General features: G+C 71.8%; 19 protein-coding genes and 1 pseudogene. 17 read left to right on the top strand and 3 right to left on the bottom strand.

The window, feature by feature from the left end; all coding sequences use genetic code 11:
- Positions 1-155: 155 nt before the first annotated feature.
- The 6 genes from GA0115233_RS07385 to GA0115233_RS07360 all read left to right on the top strand — a co-directional run bounded on the left by GA0115233_RS07385 (position 156) and on the right by GA0115233_RS07360 (position 7,058).
- Positions 156-1,082, top strand: coding sequence for a radical SAM protein (locus GA0115233_RS07385; protein WP_313895770.1), 927 nt, complete (start codon positions 156-158; stop codon positions 1,080-1,082).
- The gene (locus GA0115233_RS07380) at positions 1,079-2,209 is read left to right on the top strand and encodes a methyltransferase domain-containing protein (protein ID WP_093719289.1); all 1,131 of its coding nucleotides are present in this window, start codon (positions 1,079-1,081) and stop codon (positions 2,207-2,209) included. The genes GA0115233_RS07385 and GA0115233_RS07380 overlap by 4 nt, the downstream gene beginning before the upstream one ends.
- A gap of 244 nt (positions 2,210-2,453) precedes the next feature.
- Positions 2,454-3,518, top strand: coding sequence for a peptidoglycan recognition protein family protein (locus tag GA0115233_RS07375; protein WP_093719288.1), 1,065 nt, complete (start codon positions 2,454-2,456; stop codon positions 3,516-3,518).
- Between the two features lie 124 nt (positions 3,519-3,642).
- On the top strand, positions 3,643-4,986 hold the full coding sequence (locus tag GA0115233_RS07370; RefSeq protein WP_093719287.1) for a M20 family metallopeptidase: 1,344 nt from the start codon (positions 3,643-3,645) through the stop codon (positions 4,984-4,986).
- Complete coding sequence (locus GA0115233_RS07365) at positions 4,974-6,020, top strand: ArsR/SmtB family transcription factor (protein WP_093719286.1); 1,047 nt, start codon at positions 4,974-4,976, stop codon at positions 6,018-6,020. The genes GA0115233_RS07370 and GA0115233_RS07365 overlap by 13 nt, the downstream gene beginning before the upstream one ends.
- 126 nt (positions 6,021-6,146) lie before the next feature.
- Positions 6,147-7,058 (top strand): expansin EXLX1 family cellulose-binding protein, encoded by a 912-nt coding sequence (locus GA0115233_RS07360; protein ID WP_107406420.1) that lies wholly within the window; start codon positions 6,147-6,149, stop codon positions 7,056-7,058.
- Positions 7,059-7,060: 2 nt separating this feature from the next.
- Here GA0115233_RS07360 and GA0115233_RS07355 read toward each other — a convergent pair whose 3' ends face one another.
- On the bottom strand, positions 7,061-7,900 hold the full coding sequence (locus tag GA0115233_RS07355; RefSeq protein ID WP_354429306.1) for a class I SAM-dependent methyltransferase: 840 nt from the start codon (positions 7,898-7,900) through the stop codon (positions 7,061-7,063).
- An 80-nt stretch (positions 7,901-7,980) separates the two neighbouring features.
- Between GA0115233_RS07355 and GA0115233_RS07350 the strand changes: the two genes are divergently transcribed.
- From GA0115233_RS07350 to GA0115233_RS07340, 3 genes are all read left to right on the top strand, one after another.
- Positions 7,981-8,382, top strand: coding sequence for a helix-turn-helix domain-containing protein (locus GA0115233_RS07350; protein ID WP_093719284.1), 402 nt, complete (start codon positions 7,981-7,983; stop codon positions 8,380-8,382).
- Between the two features lie 163 nt (positions 8,383-8,545).
- The gene (locus GA0115233_RS07345; RefSeq protein ID WP_093719283.1) at positions 8,546-10,606 is read left to right on the top strand and encodes a galactose-binding domain-containing protein; all 2,061 of its coding nucleotides are present in this window, start codon (positions 8,546-8,548) and stop codon (positions 10,604-10,606) included.
- Positions 10,607-10,631: 25 nt separating this feature from the next.
- Positions 10,632-11,243, top strand: coding sequence for a TetR/AcrR family transcriptional regulator (locus GA0115233_RS07340; RefSeq protein WP_093719282.1), 612 nt, complete (start codon positions 10,632-10,634; stop codon positions 11,241-11,243).
- Here GA0115233_RS07340 and GA0115233_RS07335 read toward each other — a convergent pair.
- Positions 11,238-11,747, bottom strand: a complete 510-nt coding sequence (locus GA0115233_RS07335; RefSeq protein WP_093719281.1) for a hypothetical protein — start codon at positions 11,745-11,747, stop codon at positions 11,238-11,240. The two genes, GA0115233_RS07340 and GA0115233_RS07335, sit on opposite strands and share 6 nt — an antisense overlap.
- Before the next feature lie 182 nt (positions 11,748-11,929).
- Here GA0115233_RS07335 and GA0115233_RS07330 point away from each other — a divergent pair, with 182 nt between their 5' ends.
- Together GA0115233_RS07330 and GA0115233_RS07325 are read left to right on the top strand one after the other, a co-directional pair.
- A complete protein-coding gene (locus GA0115233_RS07330) occupies positions 11,930-12,715 on the top strand; it encodes a cyclase family protein (RefSeq protein WP_093719280.1) in 786 nt (261 codons plus the stop codon).
- Positions 12,712-14,337, top strand: coding sequence for a thiamine pyrophosphate-binding protein (locus GA0115233_RS07325; RefSeq protein ID WP_093719279.1), 1,626 nt, complete (start codon positions 12,712-12,714; stop codon positions 14,335-14,337). Before GA0115233_RS07330 ends, GA0115233_RS07325 begins: the two co-directional genes overlap by 4 nt.
- 23 nt (positions 14,338-14,360) lie before the next feature.
- On the opposite strand, the gene GA0115233_RS07320 is transcribed toward GA0115233_RS07325, so the two are convergent.
- Entirely contained in the window at positions 14,361-15,011 is a 651-nt protein-coding gene (locus GA0115233_RS07320; RefSeq protein ID WP_093719278.1) for an FMN-dependent NADH-azoreductase, read from the bottom strand.
- Between the two features lie 106 nt (positions 15,012-15,117).
- Between GA0115233_RS07320 and GA0115233_RS07315 the strand changes: the two genes are divergently transcribed.
- The 6 genes and pseudogenes from GA0115233_RS07315 to GA0115233_RS41645 all read left to right on the top strand — a co-directional run.
- Entirely contained in the window at positions 15,118-15,477 is a 360-nt protein-coding gene (locus tag GA0115233_RS07315) for a winged helix-turn-helix transcriptional regulator (protein WP_093719277.1), read from the top strand.
- Positions 15,478-15,773: 296 nt separating this feature from the next.
- A complete protein-coding gene (locus GA0115233_RS07310) occupies positions 15,774-16,883 on the top strand; it encodes a GNAT family N-acetyltransferase (RefSeq protein ID WP_093719276.1) in 1,110 nt (369 codons plus the stop codon).
- A gap of 159 nt (positions 16,884-17,042) precedes the next feature.
- Positions 17,043-18,272, top strand: coding sequence for a DegT/DnrJ/EryC1/StrS family aminotransferase (locus tag GA0115233_RS07305; RefSeq protein WP_093719275.1), 1,230 nt, complete (start codon positions 17,043-17,045; stop codon positions 18,270-18,272).
- Positions 18,273-18,348: 76 nt separating this feature from the next.
- Positions 18,349-19,293, top strand: coding sequence for a GNAT family N-acetyltransferase (locus tag GA0115233_RS07300; RefSeq protein WP_093719274.1), 945 nt, complete (start codon positions 18,349-18,351; stop codon positions 19,291-19,293).
- A gap of 166 nt (positions 19,294-19,459) precedes the next feature.
- The gene (locus GA0115233_RS07295; RefSeq protein ID WP_093719273.1) at positions 19,460-20,584 is read left to right on the top strand and encodes a Gfo/Idh/MocA family protein; all 1,125 of its coding nucleotides are present in this window, start codon (positions 19,460-19,462) and stop codon (positions 20,582-20,584) included.
- A pseudogene (locus GA0115233_RS41645) lies at positions 20,581-20,713 on the top strand (PmoA family protein); the annotation flags it as partial. The gene GA0115233_RS07295 and the pseudogene GA0115233_RS41645, both read left to right, overlap by 4 nt.

Genomic DNA, 20,713 nt, shown 5'->3' with positions numbered 1-20,713 from the left:
CCCGGTGTATGGGGCCCCATGGCGACCGCAGGGTCAGGGTCGCACCCCTCGAACGCCCGTCCCGCCGGGAGCCGCTGCCTCCCCGGCGGGACGGGGTTCCTTAAACCCTCCGCCCCGCGCCCCACCTCGGACAGGTCAAGGGGCCAGGGCGGACCATGTTCCGACTCCTCTCGGAGGCCCACATGACAACCGCCTCATCCGGCCTTGCTCAGACAGTGGCAACCATCCGCTCTGTCGAGCTCGAAGTCACCGGTCGCTGCCAACTGTCGTGCACCCACTGCTGTACCGACTCCGGCCCCGGGAGCAGCCCAGGCATCATGACCGCACAGAACTGGCTGGACGTCATCACCGACATCTGCGAACTCGGCATTCCGTCCGTGCAGTTCATCGGCGGCGAGCCCACTCTCAGCCCACACCTGCCGTCGTACATCGACCACGCCCTCAGGCTGGACCTGAAGGTGGAGGTGTACTCGAACCTCACGCACGTCCGGCCCGGCCTGTGGTCCGCGTTCACCCGGCCCGGCGTATGCCTCGCCACCAGCTACTACAGCGACCAGGCCGACCAGCACGAGCAGATCACCAACAGGCCCGGCAGCCACCGCCGCACCCGTGCCAACATCGCCGAAGCGGTACGTCGGGGCATCCCTCTGCGCGTCGGCATCGTCGAGGTCCTCGAAGGACAGCGCGTCGACCAGGCGCAGGAGGAACTGCGCAGCCTCGGCGTGTGCAGCATCCAGGTTGACCGTGCCCGTAAGGTGGGCCGCGCCGCCGCAGCGGCCCACACCATCCCGAGCACGTCCGAACTGTGCGGGCGCTGCTTCCGGCAGCGTATGTCGATCTCGCCGGACGGAGCCGTGTCCGGCTGCATCCTCTCCCGCTTCCTCGTCGCCGGGAACGTCCGGGAGCAGCGGCTCGTGGACATTCTCGCCAGCAGGCGATGGCAGCAGCTCGCCGATGCCGTGCCGCGGCCACGCAACGCCTGCCCTCCCGACGATTCCGGTGACTGTGACCCGGCCAACACCCCGGCGTGCGACCCTGCCTATGACGCCTTCCCGTTCCCCTCCATGGGAGCCGCCCGGTGACCTGGGAATCTCACGCCGCACACCTGGCCGGTCAGGTCAGCCACGCGTCCTCCCGCTGGCGCGGCCCGGTCGCGTCGACGCCGCGGCATCTGTTCGTACCGCGGTGGTGGGACACCCGAGATGACCGGTGGACGCTGTGCACGCCGACGACCGACGAGGACTGGTTCGTGGCCGCGTACTCGGACCGCTCCCTCGTCACCAGTGTCGCCGGGGCCCACGCCGACAACGCCGAGCCGGACGACCATCCCGTCGGACTGCCGACCTCGTCCGCCACGCTGCCCAGCCTGGTGGTCCGCATGTTCCAGTACGCCCGCATCGACACCGGTCACACGCTCCTGGACGTCGGCACCGGCAGCGGCTACGGCGTTGCCCTGGCCGCCCACCGGCTGGGAGACGACGCGGTCATCAGCGTCGATGTAGACCCCTACCTGGTGCGCGTCGCCCGCGAGCGCCTGGCCGAAGCGGGCCTTTCGCCCCGTGTCGAAGCAGTCGATGCGACGGGCCCACTGCCGCAATGGGAAGGCCGATTCGACCGAATCGTGGCCACCGTCGGAGTCCGCCCGATCCCCGCCAACTGGCTGAAGGTGCTCCGGCCCGGCGGGCGGATCATCGCGACCATCGCGGGCACGTCGCTGATCCTGACCGCCGACAAGCGGGCGGACGGCGCGGCCGTCGGCCGACTGGAGTGGGAGCGCGCCGGGTTCATGCCCGCCCGTCACGGCGCCGACTGTCCGCGAGCAGCCTCCAAACTGCTGGCGGCCGCCCACGACTGGGACGGAGAGGACGTGCACACCAGCCCGTACCCGGTCATCGACGTCGCCAACGCCTGGGACGTGGATTCGATGCTCGGCATCCTCGCGCCGGGCATCGAGCACGCCTACCATGACCGGGGCACACACAAGACTGCCGTGATGGCGCACCCGGACGGCTCGTGGGCGCGGGCGACGGAAACCGACGGCCGCACAGTGGTCCACCAGGGCGGCCCGCGCCGACTGTGGGAGATCCTGGACGGCATCCGCGCCTACTGGCTCCAGCACGGCGAGCTACCCGTGCGCGGTGCCCGCGTCCTCGTCAGCGAGGACGGGCGCACCCGCCTCGCCCGAGGGACGTGGCGCGCCACTCTCTGAGGTCGGCTTATCCCGGCCCCGCCTTTCCGCGTCACCCGGTCCATGACGCGCGCCCACTTCCGCCCCAGACGTTTCAACAACTCCCTCCCCGGTACCGATACCACCCCCCGCGCGAAGAAGTCAGGACGCACCGGACCCACACGCCCCCACCACCCCTCGTACACCAGTCCCCTGGCGTACGCGCCACCCCCGGCGGGCAAGAACCCCGCGGTGCCTCGGTGCCGAGCAGGAAGGAGACCTGCCTATGGCCACTCCGCTCACGGCCAGTCGGCTCGTGGCGGCTCTGCGCGCTGAGGGGTGCAGAGTGCACGAGGTCAGTGGATGGCGGACCAACAACCGTAATCACAAAGGGCCTTGGGGTCCGGTCAACGGGGTGGTGGTCCATCACACGGTCACCGGGCCCGGGACCGACGTGGTCAGTCTCGTCTATCACGGGCACAGCGCCCTGCCGGGCCCGCTGGCCACCGCCTGCATCACCAAGGACGGCACGGTCCACATGACCGGCAACGGGCGCGCGAACCACGCCGGCGGGGGAGACCCCGATGTGCTCGCCGCCGTGATCAACGAGTCGTACGGCAGCTATCCGCCACCCACCCACGAGCACGACGGCAGTCCCGGTTCCGTGGACGGCAACGCCCGGTTCTACGGCTGGGAGTGCGAGAACAAGGGCGACGGCCGCGACCCCTGGCCACGCGTGCAGTACGCCGCGATGGTCAAGGCGACCGCGGCGGTGTGCCGGGCGCACGGCTGGAGCGCGAAGAGTGCCATCGGCCACCTGGAGTGGTCGGACTGGAAGCCCGACCCCCGCGGCTTCGACATGAAGGACTTCCGCAGCGATCTCGCCGCATGCCTGCGCCTCCCGGCAGGCGCGTGGGAAGGAGACGACGACCCCATGCCCCAGTACGTCAATCTCGGCATCGCCGACCCCTACCAACTGCGGCCCGGCGTATGGGACTCGATAGAGTTCACCACCGAGTGGACCGACGAGCCCGGCGACCACGGCCGGGGCGGCAGCGTCTTCGTCCGCGGCCCGGCCCGCTTCACCGGCTCCCTCAGCCTGCGCCTGGACGATCTGCCGGCCGGCTGTGTCGTCCAGGCCCGGATGTCCGAGTACGAGGGCTCCGATCACCGCGCGGACCACCCGGTCCACGAGACCACCGCCACCAGCGGCGGCTCCTTCGCCGTCGTCCCCCTCACCAAGCGCATCGGGTCGGGCCGGGGCATGCGCATCCGGCTGCTCAATCAGGCGGACGTGCCCGTCACGGTCACCAGAGCCGTGCTCACCGTGCTGGTGTGGGAGGAGGGCTGACGGGGCCGCGGCACCACGCCTCCGATTACCTGTGCCGCGGTAACAACGGGCCCGCCGTGCTCCCTTCGGCGCACGCTGCATAGGCACACGCCCTACGCAGTCGAGTCCAGTCAGGGAGACGTCCATGGCATCCCATGCATCCCACGCGTCCAGTGCCTCCCCTACATCCAGCGCGTCCACCGCCCGCGACGAGCCGCCCGCGCCCAGCCTCCTGGCCGCCGAAATCGCCCTGCTGCGGCCCCGGTTGGAGGCCGTGAGCCTTGCCATTCACGACCGGCCGGAGCTGAAGTTCGCCGAGTACCACGCCCATCAGGTGCTGACGCGGTGGCTGACCGAGGGCGGGTTCGTCGTGGAGAGCGGCATCCCGGGGATGGAGACCGCGTTTGTGGCCGTGCACCGCGGTACCCGGCCCGGGCCCTGCGTGGCGCTGCTCGCCGAGTACGACGCGCTGCCCGGCGTCGGGCACGGGTGCGGGCACAATCTCATCGCCGCCGGTGCCGTCGCCGCCGCGCTGGCCGTCGTACGGACCCTGCCCGCGCACCCCGGTACCGTCGCCGTCATCGGCACCCCCGGTGAGGAGATGGGCGGCGCCGGAAAGGTGCGGCTGGCCGAGGCCGGGGTGTTCGAAGGCGTGGACGCGGCGCTGATGTTCCATCCGAGCGACCGGTCCGTCACCACGCAACACGCCCTCGCGGCAGCCCACTTGAGGATCGACTTCACCGGGCTGAGCGCGCATGCCGCCCGGTCGCCCTGGCGGGGACGCAGTGCCCTCGCGGGCGCCCAGCTCTTCCTCAACGCCCTCGACTCCATGCGGCAGTTCATGCCACCCACGGCCCGCCTGCACGGCGTCGTCGCGGACGGCGGGCAGGCCCCCAACGTCGTACCCGCCCATGCGGCAGTGGAGTTGTTCGTACGGGACCGCACCACCGCCGCCGCCGAGGAGCTGGTCGAGCGGGTGCGTGCCGCCGCCGAGGGAGCCGCCCTCGCCACCGGTACCGCCGTGGAGGTGTCCGAGACCGGGCCGCTGTACGCCGAACGCCGGGACAGCCTCGTGCTCGCCGAGCGGTTCGGACGGGCGGTGCGCGAGCTGGGGCTCGATATCGGGCCCGGCGCGCCGGACGAACCGGCGGGCTCCTCCGACATCGGCAACCTCTCCCACCTGCTGCCCGTGATCCATCCGTACATCCGGATCGCGCCGCCCGGCACCCCGGCCCACTCCCGGGCGATGCGCGAGGCGGCGGCCGGAACGTTCGCCCACGACCGCACCGAGATCGCGGCCGCGGGGCTGGCCCGCGTGACGGCCGAACTCCTCATGGACCCGCAGCTGTTGGACGCCGCGCGGGAGGAGTTCGCGGCGGTCCGGCCGACCGGCGCGGAGCCGTCCGCCGTCCCGGCCGCCCGGCCGACCGGCGCGGAGCCGTCCGCCGTCCCGGCCGCCCGGCCTACACTCCCGCCATGCCGGTCGTGATCGTCCTGGAGGGGGCCGCCCCCGACCGCCTCACCGTCACGGTGTCCCCGCTCGCCGAACTGGCCGCGACCCTGCACGTCCTGACCGAGCACACCCACCACACCGAACACGCCCTCTGGGCCGAGGAGATCACCCGCGCCGCCCCGCCCGGGTTCCGGGCCGGGCTGCGCCGGTTCGCCCCGCTGTGGACCGCGCTGCGCTGGCGCGGGTTCTACCCCGGGCTCGGCACGGCACCGGCCCGCCTGCCGATCGACCGGTTCGCCGAACTCACCGCCCACACCTGCGTCAGCGGCTACCGGGGCTTCGACTTCGGCCGGCTGCTGGACGACCCGGACCAGGCCGCCACCCTGCGCCGGGCGGCCTCGGCGCTGCCCGACCCGCACCCGGCCCTCGCCGAGGACCTGCTGCGCGACCCGGAGCGGTTGCGCGCCGACCTGCTCGCCTTCCTCGACCTGTGCCGCGACGTCTATTTCGCCGACCTGTGGGCGGCCACCGAACCGGTGCTCACCCGCGCCGCCCACCTGGTCCGCAAGCGGCTGGCGGACGAGGGGGCCGAGGCCGCCCTGCTCTCCCTCAGCCCCTCCAGCGCCCGGCCCGCCGGACCCTCACGCGTCGTCTTCGACAAGGTGCACCACGCGCTGATCAACCCGGCCCGCACGCCGCTGCTGCTCATCCCCACCCGCTACGGCGCCCCGCACCTGCTGGTCAAGGACGAACCGGGCCTGCCGCCCGTCGTCCACTTCCCGGTACGGGCCCCCGAGATCGGCGTCACCCTGGCGCGCAGCCGCATGCTGGCGCTCACCGATCCACGCCGGGTGCGCCTGTGCCGGCTCATCGCCCGGCAGGCCATGACCACGGCCGACCTCGCCGACCGGCTGTCGATGACCCGGCCCCAGGTCTCCCGCCATCTGCGGGCCCTGCGCGACCTGGGACTGGTCCGGGTGGAGCGCAACGGCCGGTATGTGCACTACGTCCTTGACACGGCCGCCGTCGAGCGGATCGGCCGGGACGTCATGACGGCCCTGCAGTACTGAACCCGCGAATGTCGCGGCTTGTCGGTGTGCGGCCGGTTCTGGCACGATCGCTGCTCCCGTCACTCACGGCACGCGCGACACGGCCGCCCACGGCACGAGCGGCACCGCGGCCGTCAAGGAGGTCCGGTGCACAGACGGTGGCTGTTGATAACGGCGGCCACGGCCCTGATCGTGGTCTCCTGCATAGCCGTACTGTTCTCCGACGGCGAGGCCGACGCGGACCGGGCCGAGGCCACTCCCACCGCGAGTGCCCCACTGGACGCGCTCGATCCGTCGCCGAGTCCGTCGGTCAGTACCACCAAACCCTCGAAGAAGAAGCCGTCCCCCTCGGCCGAGCCGTCCCGCTCCAAGAAGGCCAAGAAGGGCACCGCTTCCGCGAAGCCGACCGCGACGACCGCGCCCCGCACGGCCTCCGGCTCGGCCGCGCTGGCCGGACGCATCCGGCCCGGCGTCAGCTACCGCGGCGTCGCCACCTTCTACGACTCCGACGGCACCGGCGCCTGCGCGTACGACGCGAGCGGTGACGTCATGACCGCGGCGATGAACCACACCGACTACGAGACGGCCAAGGCGTGCGGGGCGTACGTCAACGTCCGCGCCGCCGACGGGACCACCATCACGGTCCGCATCACCAACGAGTGCCCCGAGTGCGCGCCCGGCCACCTCGACCTCAGCGCCGAGGCGTTCGCCAAGCTCGCCCCGCCCGTCGCCGGGCAGATCCCGATCACCTGGGAGCTGGCAAGCCCTTCCGACCCCGGCCCGCTGTCGGTCCGGTACAAGACCGGGTCCAGCGCCTACTGGTGCGGCATCCAGGTGATCGGTCACCGCAATCCGGTGGCCCGGCTGGAGGTGAGCCGCGGCGGTGGCTGGCGGCAACTGCCGCGCGCCGAGTACAACTACTTCCTCGCCGAGGACGGCGGGGGCTGCGGCGGCACCATCCGGATCACCGACATTTACGGGGAGCGGCTCACCGTTCCAGGCATCGCCATCCGGCCGGACGTCGTGCAGCGCACCCAGGTGCAGTTCGCCCGGCGCTGACGCTACGACGCCCGGGCGGTCATCACCCAGCACGCCGCCGTGAAGCGGACCTGCGGTCCGTCCACGAACGGCTCGAAGGCGGCGCGGACGGTTTCGACGAGGCGGGTCCGCGTCGGTTCGTCCACGTCCGGCATGACCTGCCCGAGCGGGCCGAGCCGGGTGAAGTAGCGGACCAGGTCCGCGGAGGGGAACGCGCACGGGACGTCGTACGGCTCGACGTTCGCCTCCGCCCAGCCGCTGCGGTCGAGCACTTCCCGTACCCGCTTTGGGTCGGCGAAGGCGAACTGGCCGGGGCCGTCCTTCGGGCGGGCCGGAAGGTCGGGGAGCAGGGGTGCCGCGGCGCGTTCGGCCGTCGTCATGAACGGGTTCTCCTCGGCGCCGCGCCACACCACCATCCGCAGTCCGGCGCCGTCCGCGGCCGCGCGGCGGAGGTTGGTGAAGGCGCGGACGAAGTCGTTGAAGAACATCACGCCGAACCGTGAGACGACGGTGTCGAAGGAGCCGGGCTCGAAGGGGTACTCCTGGGCGTCGCCCTGTACGAAGGTCGCCGCCGCGCCCTCGCGCCCGGCCCGTTCCCGCGCCGCCGTGACCATGGGCTCGGAGATGTCGACCCCCACGTACTGTCCCCCGGGGCCGAGGCGCCGGGCGATGGCCACGGTGGTGCCGCCCGTGCCGCAGCCGACGTCGAGGATGCGGCCGCCGCTCCCGGCGGGCAGCCCTTCCAGGAGGAGGTCCTGCATGGGGCGCAGCACCTCGTCCAGCAGGGGCTGTTCCTCGACCCAGACGTTTCCGGAGGGTCCGTTCCAGCGGGCGGCCATGTCGTTCTCGGGGCTGTGCGTCATGCTCATCATCGTCTCCCGTGGTTGCGGTCAGCGGGTGGAGATGTCAGCGTGCTACTTCAAGCCGACTTGAGGTCAACACCATGACGGACCTGGATATCGCGGAAGTGGCGCGCCGCTCGGGGCTCGCCGCCTCGACCCTGCGCTACTACGAGGAGCGGGGCCTGATCGCCCCGTCCGGCAGGCGTGGGCTGCGCCGCCAGTACGACGAGGCCGTGCTGGAGCGGCTGGCGCTGATCACTCTGGGCCGTACCGCGGGCTTCTCCCTCGACGAGATCGCCCGCATGTTCGCTCCGGACGGGCGGCCGGACATCGACCGAGGGATGCTCGCCGCGAAGGCCGACGAACTGGAGGCGCGCATCCGGGAACTCCGCGTCCTGCGTGACTCCCTGCGCCACGCCGCCGCCTGCCCCGCCCCCACCCACCTGGAATGCCCCACCTTCCGGCGGATGCTCCGCGCGGCCGGGGCCGGCCGTTCCGGGTAGATCGACCACAACTGACCGGAAACGAAACGGCAGTTGCGGCGGGCGCCTCCGTATCAGGTCACTTGTCCCGGACTCTTGACTCATATTGAGCCAGTCGTCATCCTCGACCCACACATTGGGCTGGCCATGACAATGCCGTCATGCCGTTCCAGGAGGGTGGCCCATGGCTCGACTCCCGTACCGCAGGCGCAAGGACGTGACCGTCGCCTCACTGCTCCTCCTGGTACTGGCCCTGCTGCTCGGCCCGGCGCCGAGCTCGGCGGCCGGGACCGACTGGTGGCAGCCGACCGCGCGGCCCGCTCCGGACTCCGACATCAATGTCACCGGCGAGCCGTTCAAGGGCACCAACGCCCAGGGCGAGGTGCGCGGCTTCGTCGACACGCACAACCACCTGTTCTCCAACGAGGCGTTCGGCGGACGGCTCATCTGCGGCAAGACCTTCTCCGAGGCCGGTGTCGCCGACGCGCTGAAGGACTGCCCCGAGCACTACCCCGACGGCTCGCTCGCCATCTTCGACTTCATCACCAACGGCGGCGACGGCAAGCACGACCCGGTCGGCTGGCCCACCTTCAAGGACTGGCCCGCCCATGACTCACTGACCCACCAGCAGAACTACTACGCCTGGGTTGAGCGCGCCTGGCGCGGCGGCCAGCGGGTCCTCGTCAACGACCTCGTCACCAACGGCGTGATCTGCTCGGTCTACTTCTTCAAGGACCGCTCCTGCGACGAGATGACCTCCATCCGCCTGCAGGCGAAGCTGAGTTACGACCTCCAGGCCTACATCGACAAGATGTACGGCGGCACGGGCAAGGGCTGGTTCCGGATCGTCACCGACAGCGCGCAGGCCCGCCAGGTCATCGAGCAGGGCAAACTCGCCGTCATCCTGGGGGTGGAGACCTCCGAGCCGTTCGGCTGCAAGATGATCCTGGACATCGCGCAGTGCAGCAAGGCCGACATCGACAAGGGCCTGGACGAGCTGTACGACCTGGGCGTGCGCAGCATGTTCTTGTGCCACAAGTTCGACAACGCCCTGTGCGGCGTCCGCTTCGACTCCGGGACGCTCGGAACCGCCATCAACGTCGGCCAGTTCCTGTCCACCGGCACCTTCTGGCAGACCGAGGACTGCAAGGGCCCGCAGCACGACAACCCCATCGGCAACGCCACCGCCGCGAAGGCGGAGGACGAGCTGCCGGCCGGCGTGGACGTGCCGACGTACGCCAGTGGCGCGCAGTGCAACGTACGCGGACTGACCGACCTTGGTGAGTACGCGGTGCGGGGCATGATGAAGCGGAAGATGATGCTGGAGATCGACCACATGAGCGTCAAGTCGGTCGGCCGGGTGCTCGACATCTTCGAGGCCGAGTCCTACCCCGGCGTCATCTCCTCGCACAGTTGGATGGACATGGACTGGACCGACCGGGTCTACGGCCTCGGCGGCTTCATCGGCCAGTACATGCACGGCTCCGAGGGCTTCATCGCGGAGGCCGACCGCACCGAGGCGCTGCGCGACAAGCACGGCGTCGGCTACGGCTTCGGCACCGACATGAACGGCGTCGGCGGCTGGCCCGCACCGCGCGGGGCGGACGCGCCGAACAAGGTGACGTACCCCTTCAAGAGCGTCGACGGCGGCTCCGTCATCGACCGGCAGACCACCGGCCAGCGCACCTGGGACCTGAACACCGACGGCGCCGCCCACTACGGGCTGGTCCCGGACTGGATCGAGGACATCCGCAAGGTCGGCGGCCAGCACGTCGTCGACGACCTGTTCCGCGGCGCCGAGTCCTACCTGGACACCTGGGGCGCCTCCGAGCGGCACAAGGCGTCGGTGAACCTCGCCGACAAGGCACCGGCCACCGCGAGTTCGACGGAGTGGTGGAACCCGTTCGTCAGCTACGCGCCCGGCCGGGCCGTCGACGGCGACCGGGGCACCCGGTGGGCCAGCGAGTGGAGCAACGACCAGTGGCTGCGCATCGACCTCGGCGCCACCCACCGCGTCGGCCGGGTCACCCTGGACTGGGAGCGCGCCTACGCCAAGTCGTACCGCGTGGAACTCTCCACCGACGGCACCAACTGGCGTACCGCCTGGTCCACCACCGCGGGCGACGGCGGCCTGGACAATGCCACGTTCGCCGGAACCCCCGCCCGCTACGTGCGCGTCCTCGGTCTCGAACGCGGCACACAATGGGGCTACTCACTGCACGAGGTGAGTGTCCACAGCGACTGAGATCCGGCACTCACGGGGGACACGTATGGCACGCAGGCCGTCGGCGGAACGGCGACAGCAGCTGACGGAAGCGGCGATCAGGGCGATGGCCCGGGACGGCGTCGCACGGACGACGACCCGGTCCATCGCCGCCGAGGCCGGCGTGTCCCTCAGCGTCGTCCACTACTGCTTCGACTCCAAGCAGGCGCTGATCGAGTCCGTCATCACCACCATCACCGACCACTACGTCGGCCTGGTCAAGGACGCCCTGCGCCCCAGGGACACCCTCCAGGAGACGGTACGGGCCGGACTCCAGGCGTACTGGGACCACGTCCGCGCCCACCCCGACGAGCACATGCTCACCTACGAACTCACCCAGTACGCCCTGCGCCAGCCCGGCTTCGAGCACCTGGCCCGGCGCCAGCACGAGCTGTACCGGGACGTCTTCGCCGAACTGATAGAGGACCTGCGCCCCGTCATGGGCCTCGAACTGCGGGTGCCCGTCCCGGTGCTGGCCCGCTATCTGGCCGCCATGACCGACGGGCTGACCCTCAACTACCTGGTCCTGGGCGAGGAGGAGGCGTGGGCGGGTGTCCTGGACACGGTCACCGCGCACATTGCCGCACTGGTCGAGCCGGGCGTCACCCAGAGGTCATGAGGGCTCGCCGCCACCGGTCCACTTCAGCATCAGCGCCTCCCGCTCCTCCCGGGCCGGAGTGCTGTCACCGGCCCGGTCCCGGCGCCACTGGAGGAGGTCGTCGAGGGCGGTACGGCCGTCGACGAGCCGGGCCAGCAGCGTCCTGGACAGCTCGTACTCGGTCGGGCCGTAGAACCCCCCGGCCACCGCGGTGTACGCGTCCGTCTCCACCGACCCGTCGGCGGTGGTCACGCGGACGGTGAAGGGCGGCGGCAGCTCCCCGCCCCCGGTCAGCGCGCTGGTCACCACGTCCACGGCCTGCGACACCCAGCGCTGCGGCAGCGCGCGCACGGCCACGTCCGCCACCTCGATCCCGCACACCTCGGCCCAGCTCCACGTGCCCGCGTTGCGCCCCAGCACCTCGACACCGTCCTGGGACAGCCGTACGCCGGATGCGGTGCCCGCCGGTTCGGCGCCGATGTACACCGCGTCGTCGGTGATCCAGAACAGGCCGACCATGGCCATGGGGTCCTCCTCGTGATTCGTCTCGGTGACTGAGACGACGCGCCCGGCCGGTCGGTTGCGTGCGAGGTCAGGAGGTTGATCACGGACTCGGTGGGCCGATTGCTCCCGTCGCATGGTGCATCCCCGGGAACCGATCCATCCTGGGAGTCCCGCGTGCTGTCCGCAGTCGTCCGGAGGCCCTCATGCCCGAACCGTCCGTCCTCGCGTCGCTGGTGTCCGCGCTGCGGGAGGGGTCGATCGAGGTCGTCGACCTGACCGCGCCGCTGTCGGCGGCGACCCCGCTGATCCAGCTGCCGTCGGAGTTCGGGCAGACGGCGGCCTTCGAGCTGCAGGAGATCAGCCGGTACGACGGCCGGGGCCCCGCCTGGTACTGGAACAACTTCCGTACCGGCGAGCACACCGGCACCCATTTCGACGCCCCGAACCACTGGGTGACCGGCAAGGACCTCGCCGACGTGGCCTCGGTGCCGGTCCGCCGCCTGATCGCGCCCGCTGTCGTCCTGGACTTCGCCGCCGAGGCGGAACGGGACCCCGACTTCCTGGTCGAGGTGGACCATGTGAAGGCCTGGGAGTCGCAGAACGGGCCGCTGCCGGACGGGGGTTGGCTGCTGCTCCGGACAGGCTGGGACGAACGCGCGGGCTCCCAGGAGGAGTTCCTCAACGCCGACGACAACGGCCCCCACACCCCCGGCCTTTCCCCGGAGTGTGCGCGCTGGCTGGCGGAGGAGGCGCCGGTGATCGGGCTGGGCGTGGAGACCGTGGGCACGGACGCCGGCCGGGCGCACTCCTTCGAACCCGCCTTCCCCTGCCACTCCCATCTCATGGGCAACGACAAGTACGGGCTGACACAGCTCCAGAACCTGGCGCTGCTGCCGCCGACGGGTGCCGTCGTGATCGCCGGGCCGCTGCCCATCGTCACCGGGTCCGGGTCACCCGCACGGGTACTGGCGCTGGTGGAGCGGCGGTGAAGGGCGCGGAGGCGGTCGGACGGGCCCTGGTGGGCGCCGGGGCCGGGCAGGTCTTCGGGGTCGTCGGATCGGGCAACTTCCACCTCACCAACGCCATGGTGGCGGCCGGGGCGCGGTTCACGGCCGCGCGGCACGAGGGCGGCGCGGCGACCATGGCGGACGCGTACGCCCGCACCAGCGGCACCGTGGCCGTGCTCAGCGTGCACCAGGGGCCCGGTCTGACCAACGCGCTGACCGGGATCACCGAGGCGGCCAAGAGCCGTACCCCGCTGGTGGTCGCGGCGGCGGAGGTGACCGAGGCACGGTCCAACTTCCATGTGGACCAGGAGGCGTTGGGGCGGGCGGTCGGCGCGGTGCCGATGCGGGTGGGTGCCGCCGAGGACGCGGTGGCGACGGCCTGCGAGGCGGTGCGCAGGGCCCTGCACGAGCGACGGACGGTGCTGCTCAACCTGCCGCTGGAGGTACAGGGTTCGGAGGTTCCGGCGGACACCCTGGGGGAGGCGGTATGGCCCCTGCCCAGGGACGCGGTCGAACCGTCGGCGGCCCGTGTCGAGGCGCTGGCGCGGGTGCTGGCCCGGTCCCGGCGCCCGGTGTTCGTGGCCGGGCGCGGAGCACGCTCGCCCGGCGCGCGGGATGCCCTGGAGGCCCTCGGCGAGCGCTGCGGGGCGCTGCTGGCGACCTCGGCCGTGGCGCGGGGGCTGTTCCGGGGGAGCCCCTGGGGGCTGGACGTGTCCGGCGGGTTCGCCTCACCGCTCGCCGCCGAGCTGATCACGGACGCCGACACCCTCGTCGCCTGGGGCTGCTCCCTCACCCCCTGGACGACCCGGCACGGCCGCCTGATCGGCCCCGGCGCCTCCGTCGTACGGGTCGACGACGACGCCCCGCCGACCGGCCCGTACGACGTCACCGGCGATGTCGAGCTGACCGCGCGGCGCGTGCTGGAGGCGGCCGGTGCCGCCCGGGAGGGCTACCGCACGCCCGGGATCGCCGAGGCGCTGGCGGACCGGGTGCGCTGGCGGGACGTGCCGTACGAGGACCGGAGCACCCGTGACCGGATCGACCCGCGCACCCTGAGCATCGCCCTGGACGATCTGCTGCCCGCCGAGCGCGTGGTGGCGGTGGACTCCGGCAACTTCATGGGCTACCCGACCATGTACCTCTCGGTCCCGGACGAGCAGGGCCTGTGTTTCACCCAGGCATTCCAGTCGATCGGCCTGGGCCTGGCGACCGCGATCGGTGCCGCCCTGGCCCGCCCGGACCGCCTGCCCGTGGCGGCCCTGGGCGACGGCGGGGCGCTGATGGGGGCGGCGGAGCTGGACACGGTCCGCCGCCTCGGGCTGCCCATGGTGGTGGTCGTCCACAACGACGACGCCTACGGCGCCGAGGTCCACCACTTCGGCCCCGAGGGGCATCCGCTCGACACCGTCCGCTTCCCCGAGACCGACATCGCGGCCGTGGCCCGCGGCTACGGCTTCGAGGCGGTGACCGTGCGCACCCGGGCCGATCTCAAGGCCGTCGCCGACTGGCTGGCGGGGCCGCGGACGGCTCCGCTGCTGATCGACGCGAAGGTGGTGGCCGAGCGGGGGAGCTGGTGGCTGGAGGAGGCCTTCAGAGGCCACTGAGCGCCCCCGCGCGGGTCCTGTGCTTACGCGGCCAGGCGTTCGGCCAGCGCCTTCGCCTTGCGGTCGGCCGCCTGGAGGGCCTGCTCGCGGGAGGACTCGAACAGCGGGACCAGCTCCGCCATCGCGGGGTTGTGCGGGGCCATGGTCAGCTCCGGGACGATGAACTCCAGGTCGGCCTGCATCCAGTCGGCGAAGACCGCGCTCAGGTAGTTCTGCACGTACTCGAAGCCCTCACGCGGCGTGCCAGGCGCGTAGGAGCCGCCGCGGCTGGCGACGACCGTGACCGGCTTGCCCTTGAGGGAAGGGGCGTCGCCCGCGGTACGGCCGACGACGATCACGTGGTCCAGCCACGCCTTGAGGGTGGACGGGACCGTGAAGTTGTACATCGGGGCGCCGATCACCACGGCGTCCGCCGCCTCCAGCTCCTCGACCAGCCGGCTGCGCTCGGCGAAGGCGGCGGCCTGCTCGGGGGTGTGGTCGGCGGGGTCGGCGTAGAACGCCGTCGTGGCGTCGGCGGTGATGTGCGGCACCGGCTCGGCGTGCAGGTCCCGGTAGATCACCGTGCCCTCGGGGTGCTGCTCCTGCCACGCGGCCCGGAACGCCTCGGTCACGGCCCGCGACGAGGAGGCCCCGGTGGGGAACGCGGACGAGTCGATGTGCAGAAGGGTGGCCATGAGGATCTCCAAAGAGTGAGCGGCTAAAAATCTGTACTCGACTATGGATAACACATGGACTTACTTTTTTTCACCCCCTTCTGGGCCGCACAGTACCCTTGGGGGCATGGCGGTAGAGGAGCTGCACGACGGTGCGGCGTGCAAACAGGTGGACGGCGGCATCAGCCGCGTCTTCCAGCTGCTCGGGAAGCGCTGGACCGGCCCGATCGTGTCCGTGCTGGTGGGTCAGCCCGCGCACTTCGCGGAGCTGCGCCGGGCGATCCCGGGTATCAGTGAGCGCATGCTCTCCGACCGTCTCACCGAGCTGGGTGCCGCCGGCCTCGTTCTGCGCGAGGTCGACGAGGGGCCGCCGCTGCGCGTCTCCTACCGGCTGACGGAGAAGGGTGCCGCCCTGGAGCCCGCGCTGAAGGAACTCGGCGAGTGGGCGAAGAAGTATCTGCCGGATCTGGGTCCCTGCGGGGAGTGACCGGTCCGCCCGTCGGTGGCGCGTCAGGGCTTCCCATCTGATTGTCATGTCCGCGTCCGATGTGCACCGTGCCGCTCCCGGGGTGAGTTGGGCGGATGAGCGCCATTCCGCCGTCCCGGGGCGAGAAGTCGTCGAACATGCCCTTCCTTTACGAGCGACGGTCTTGACAGCCTCGGTGCCGTTTCGCCACGTTTGATCCTTGTCGGCCCGCTCCGATCGTGGTCGGACGGCCGGTACCGGAGGGGACTGACGCGGACCGCGCGTCATCCGGGGGGAACTGGGGGGAGCGGTCGCCCATGCGATCCACACGCAGTACCGACACGGACATAACGGTCCACAGACCCGGGGAGTTGAGCGCCGCGACGCGCTCGGCCTGGCACCGGGCCATGGACGAGTCACCCGAGTACGCCAACCCGTTCCTGGCACCGGAGTTCGCCGACGGCGTCGGCCGGCACCGGGGCGGGGTCGAGATCGGCGTACTGCACGAGGACGGCGAGCCCGTCGGCTTCTTCCCGTACGAGCGCAACCTGTTCGGCGTGGGCCGGGCCGTCGGCATCGGGCTCTCCGACTGCCAGGCCCTGGTGCACCGGCCCGGCGTCATCTGGGACGCCGAGGAACTGCTGCGCGCCTGCGGGCTCGTGAGCTTCGAGTTCGACCATCTCGTCGAGGAACAGAAGCCGTTCGGGCGGTACGCCACCGGCATGTTCGCCTCGCCGGTGATCGACCTGGAACCCGGCGACGGCGACTACCCGGCGTGGCTGCGGGCGACCTACCCCGGCCAGGCCAAGACCACGCTGAAGAAGGAGCGCCGACTGGCGCGCGACCACGGCGAGGTGCGGTTCGTCTTCGACGAGCGGGACCCCGAGGTGCTGCACCGGCTCATGGAGTGGAAGTCCGCCCAGTACCGCAGAACCGGCCGGATGGACCGCTTCGCCCGGCCCTGGATCGTCGACCTGGTGGACCATCTCTTCCAGTTGCGCGAGGAACACTTCACCGGTGTGCTCTCCGTGCTCTACGCCGGTGACCGGCCCGTCGCGGCGCACTTCGGGCCACGCTCCCGGACCGTCCTCGCGGCCTGGTTCACCGCCTACGACCCGGAGTTCCACTACTACTCACCGGGCCTGATGATGCATCTGCGCACCGCGGAGGCCGCCGCCCGGCACGGCGTGCGGGTGATCGACCTCGGGCGGGGCGACAAGGAGTACAAGGACTGGCTCAAGACCCGTGAACTGCGCGTGGGGGAGGGGTTCGCGACCCGCCCCCACCCCGTGGCGGCGGCCCACCGGATGTGGCGCAGACCCGTCCGGGGCCTGCGCAACACCGTGCTCGCCCACCCCCAGTTGCGCGAGCCGGCCGACCGGCTGCTGCGAACGGTCGGCTCGATGCGCTCCGGTCGCGGCCACTGAACCCGTCCGAACCCGTTTTCACGTCCCGTCACGCCACCGCTGACGGCGACGGTTCTCCGAGCCACGAGGCTCACGGCTCCGATCGGCGCGCGCCACGTGCCGCGTCCGTCCCACCCCCGACGGAAGACGTCCGTCCCACCCTCGACGGAAGAAGTGACGATGCCGTACGGATCCCGGCTCGCCGCGACGATGACGCGGCGGCTCGGACGCGAATGCGTGTACACGCCCTCGGCCCGCCTGGCCCTCTACCTGGCGCTGCGGCGCTGGTGCAGGCCCGGCGCCCGGGTGCTCATGTCACCGGTGAACGACGACGTGATCCTCTTCGTCGTGCTGGCGGCGGGCTGCCGCCCGGTGCAGGCGCCCGTCTCCCCGTGGGACGGCAACATCGACCCGGCCGCCGTGCCCGAGTCGACCTGGCGCGAGATCGACGCCGTACTGACCACCAACCTCTACGGCGTCCCCGACCGTGTGCTCGAACTGCGCCGCCGCTGCGAGCGGTTGGGCATCCCGCTGATCGAGGACGCGGCCCACGCCATCGGCAGCCACGTGGACGGGCAGCCGATCGGCACCTTCGGCACCGCCGCCGCGTTCAGCCTCTCCAAACACGTCGCCGCCATGGCGGGCGGCTTCCTCGCCGTCGAGGACGCCCGCACCCGCCGCGAACTGGAGCGGCTGCGCGACGACCTGCTCACCCCGCGCCGGCTGCGCGACGACCTCGATGTCACCCTGCGTCCCCTGGCCCGCTCCACCGTCCGCACCCTGCGGCTGGTACGCCCGGTGTGGCGCACCATGCAACGCCTCGGCCTGATGGAACGCGACGGCTTCCGCATGGACCTGCACGCGCCCCGGCTCACCACCTCCGCCCGCTCCGCGCCCAGCCTGACCGCCTACGAACCCTGGGTCCGCGTCGACCTGCACGGCTTCCGGGTCCGCCACGGCACCCTGGTACGCGGCCAGTTGGGCCTGCGCATGGCCCGGCTGGAGGACGACCTCGCCCGCCGCCGCGCCGGAGTCGCCCTGCTCTCCGGCACCGCCTGGGCCTCCACCGCCCTGAGCGAACGCGCCGTCCACGACGGACCGCTGCCGCTGTTCCGCGTCCCCCTGCTGGTCAGGGACCGCGACACCCTTCTGGAACGCATGGTCGACCATGGCATGGTCTGCGGCTACGTCTACGACCCGCCCCTCGACGACTACGCGGGCGCCGAGTTCGTCGACCCGTCACCGGACCCCCGCGCGGCCCGCTGGTTCGCCTCCCACGTCCTGCCCGTCGATCCGTTGCTGGCCCGCCGTACGGTCTCCGCCCTCACCCGCGACCGGGCGACCGCGGTCCGGCCCACCTTCGTCCCGGCCCCGCAGGAGCCCAACCCGACGGCGCCGCTGGGCACATAGGACATGCGGCGGCCAGTCCGGAACCGTGCGGAAATCCTGTCGACGGCAGGACCCGGTCCTGGCACAGTGGCGCACCATGCCGCATCACGAAGAGCTGACCGCCGCGGACCTCGGCCTCATGCAGGCCATGGCGCAGCGGGTCACCGCGCTCCGGCCGGACCTGGTGAACAGCGACGCCTCCTACGGGGAGCTGGCCTGGAACTGGGGGAGGGGACGCAGCGCCCGCGGCTCGACGTGGACCCGCCGACTGTGGTTCTCTGGCGGGGAGTTGGTGGCGTGGGGCTGGTTGCAGCCGCCGCACACGGTGCGGCGCGGCGACGGATCGGTGAAGGACGTCACGTACGCCTATCTCGTCTACCAGGTCCACCCGGAGCACGCCGGGCTTGTCGACGAGGTCATCGACTGGTACGACACCACGGCGGAGGGCGCCGACCGTACGGTGGTGCCGAGCGCCGTCGACACGTACGGCCTGGAGCGCTGGGCGGCCCACGGCTACGACACCGATCCCGCGGCGATCGGCGACACCGGGTCCTGGACCCAGCTCAACCAACGGGACCTCACCGACGTGGAGGAGCCGTCGCTGCCGGACGGATTCCGGTTCCGCACGGCCGACGAGGCCGGTCCGGAAGCGGCCGTACAGGCGCATGTGGCCGCCTGGGCGCCCTCGTCGTACACCGCGGAGAGCTACGAAGGCGTGCGGGGGACCGCGGCGTACCGCGGTGATCTGCATGTGCTGGTCGAGGCGCCGGACGGCACCATGGCCGCCTCCGCGCTCGTCTGGCTGGACACGGTGAACCGGTCCGCCCAGTTCGAACCGGTCGGCACCCACCCCGCATACCGGCGCCGGGGCCTGGGCCGGGCGGTGCTGCTGCACGGCATGCGGCTGGCGAGGGAGGCGGGCGCCGAGCAGATGACGGTGGCCTGCCTGGGCGCGCCCGGTCATCCGGCGGCAGTGGGGCTGTACTACAGCGTCGGCTTCCGGAGGTTCACCCGGGACGCACCGCTCCTCAAGCGGGCGTGACGTCAGCGACCGGGCGGTCCGCCGTCGGCGGGGACCCGGTACCTGACCTCCACATCATTGGTCCATGCAGGGGGTTGTCCGGACAATGCCTCGGCGCCTAGGGTCTGACCTGTGAGAGCAAGCGCTTTCTAGTTGGCATGTCCGTCGGCCGTCCGAGGAGCGCCGCATGTCCTTGTCCCCAGCGAACCCCGTTCGCCGCCGGGTGGCCGTCGTCGGCACCGGTGCCATCGTCAGCGGCAGCCATCTGTCCGCCCTCACTGCCCACGCCGACCGGACGGAGCTGGTCGCCGCGGTGGACGTGGACCAGGGCAGGCTCGACGCCTTCCGGGAGCTCGCGGGCGGCACGGTCACCGGCTACACCTCGATGGGCGCCATGCTCGACGCCGAACGCCCCGACCTGGTCCTCATCGGCACCCCGCCCGCCCTGCACCGGGAGCAGACCGTCGCCGCCCTCAAGTCGGGCGCCTGGGCGCTGTGCGAGAAGCCGCTCACCCTCTCCCTCGCCGAGTACGACGAGATCGCCGCCGCCGAGGAGGCCACCGGCGCCTACGCGGCCGTAATCTTCCAGCACCGCTACGGCTCCGGAGCCGAGCACGCCCGCAGGCTGATCACCGGCGGCGAACTGGGCGCCCCGCGGGTCGCGCACTGCCAGACCACCTGGCACCGGGACGCCGCCTACTACGCGGTGCCCTGGCGGGGCCGCTGGGCCAGCGAGGGCGGCGGCCCCACCATGGGCCACGGCATCCACCAGTACGACCTGCTGCTGCACCTGCTCGGCGAGTGGGACGAGATCCGCGCCATGGCCGCGCGCCTCGTCCACGACACCGAGAGCGAGGACGTCTCCACCGCCCTGGTCCGCTTCCGCAACGGCGCCCTCGCCACCGTCGTCAACAGCGTGCTCTCCCCGGACGAGGTCAGCCGCATCCGCATCGACTGCGCCGACGCCACGGTCGAACTGACCCACCTCTACGGGCACCGCAACGAGGACTGGGCCTACACCCCCGCCCCGCACGTCGCCCCCGAACGCGCCGCCGCCTGGCGCACCCCGCCCGCCGACGTCCCCAGCTCCCACACCGCCCAGCTCGGCACCCTCCTCGACGCCTACGACGCGGGCGTACGGCCCCCCGGCAGCGGTCCCGAGGCGCGGGCCACGCTCGAATTCGCCGCCGCCCTCTACAAGGCGGCCTTCACCGGTCTGCCCGTCCGCTCCGGCGAGATCGCACCCGGGGACCCCTTCTACGCGGCGATGCACGGAGACCACCCCGACTGGGCCCCCGAGGAGCGCGCGTGACCATCCGAGTCAGCCATCTGCACGGCGAACACATCGCGGTCGCCGCGGCGAACGGCACGGAGATCCTCCGCTACGTCTACCGCCCCGACCCGGACCCCTTCGAGTCCCGCAAGCCGTACGCCCACCCGC

Source organism: Streptomyces sp. DI166 (genome assembly GCF_900091315.1).
Taxonomy (GTDB): domain Bacteria; phylum Actinomycetota; class Actinomycetes; order Streptomycetales; family Streptomycetaceae; genus Streptomyces; species Streptomyces fuscus.
The sequence above is the reverse complement of the archived record's forward strand: the minus strand, read 5'-3'. Positions and strand labels throughout refer to the sequence as shown.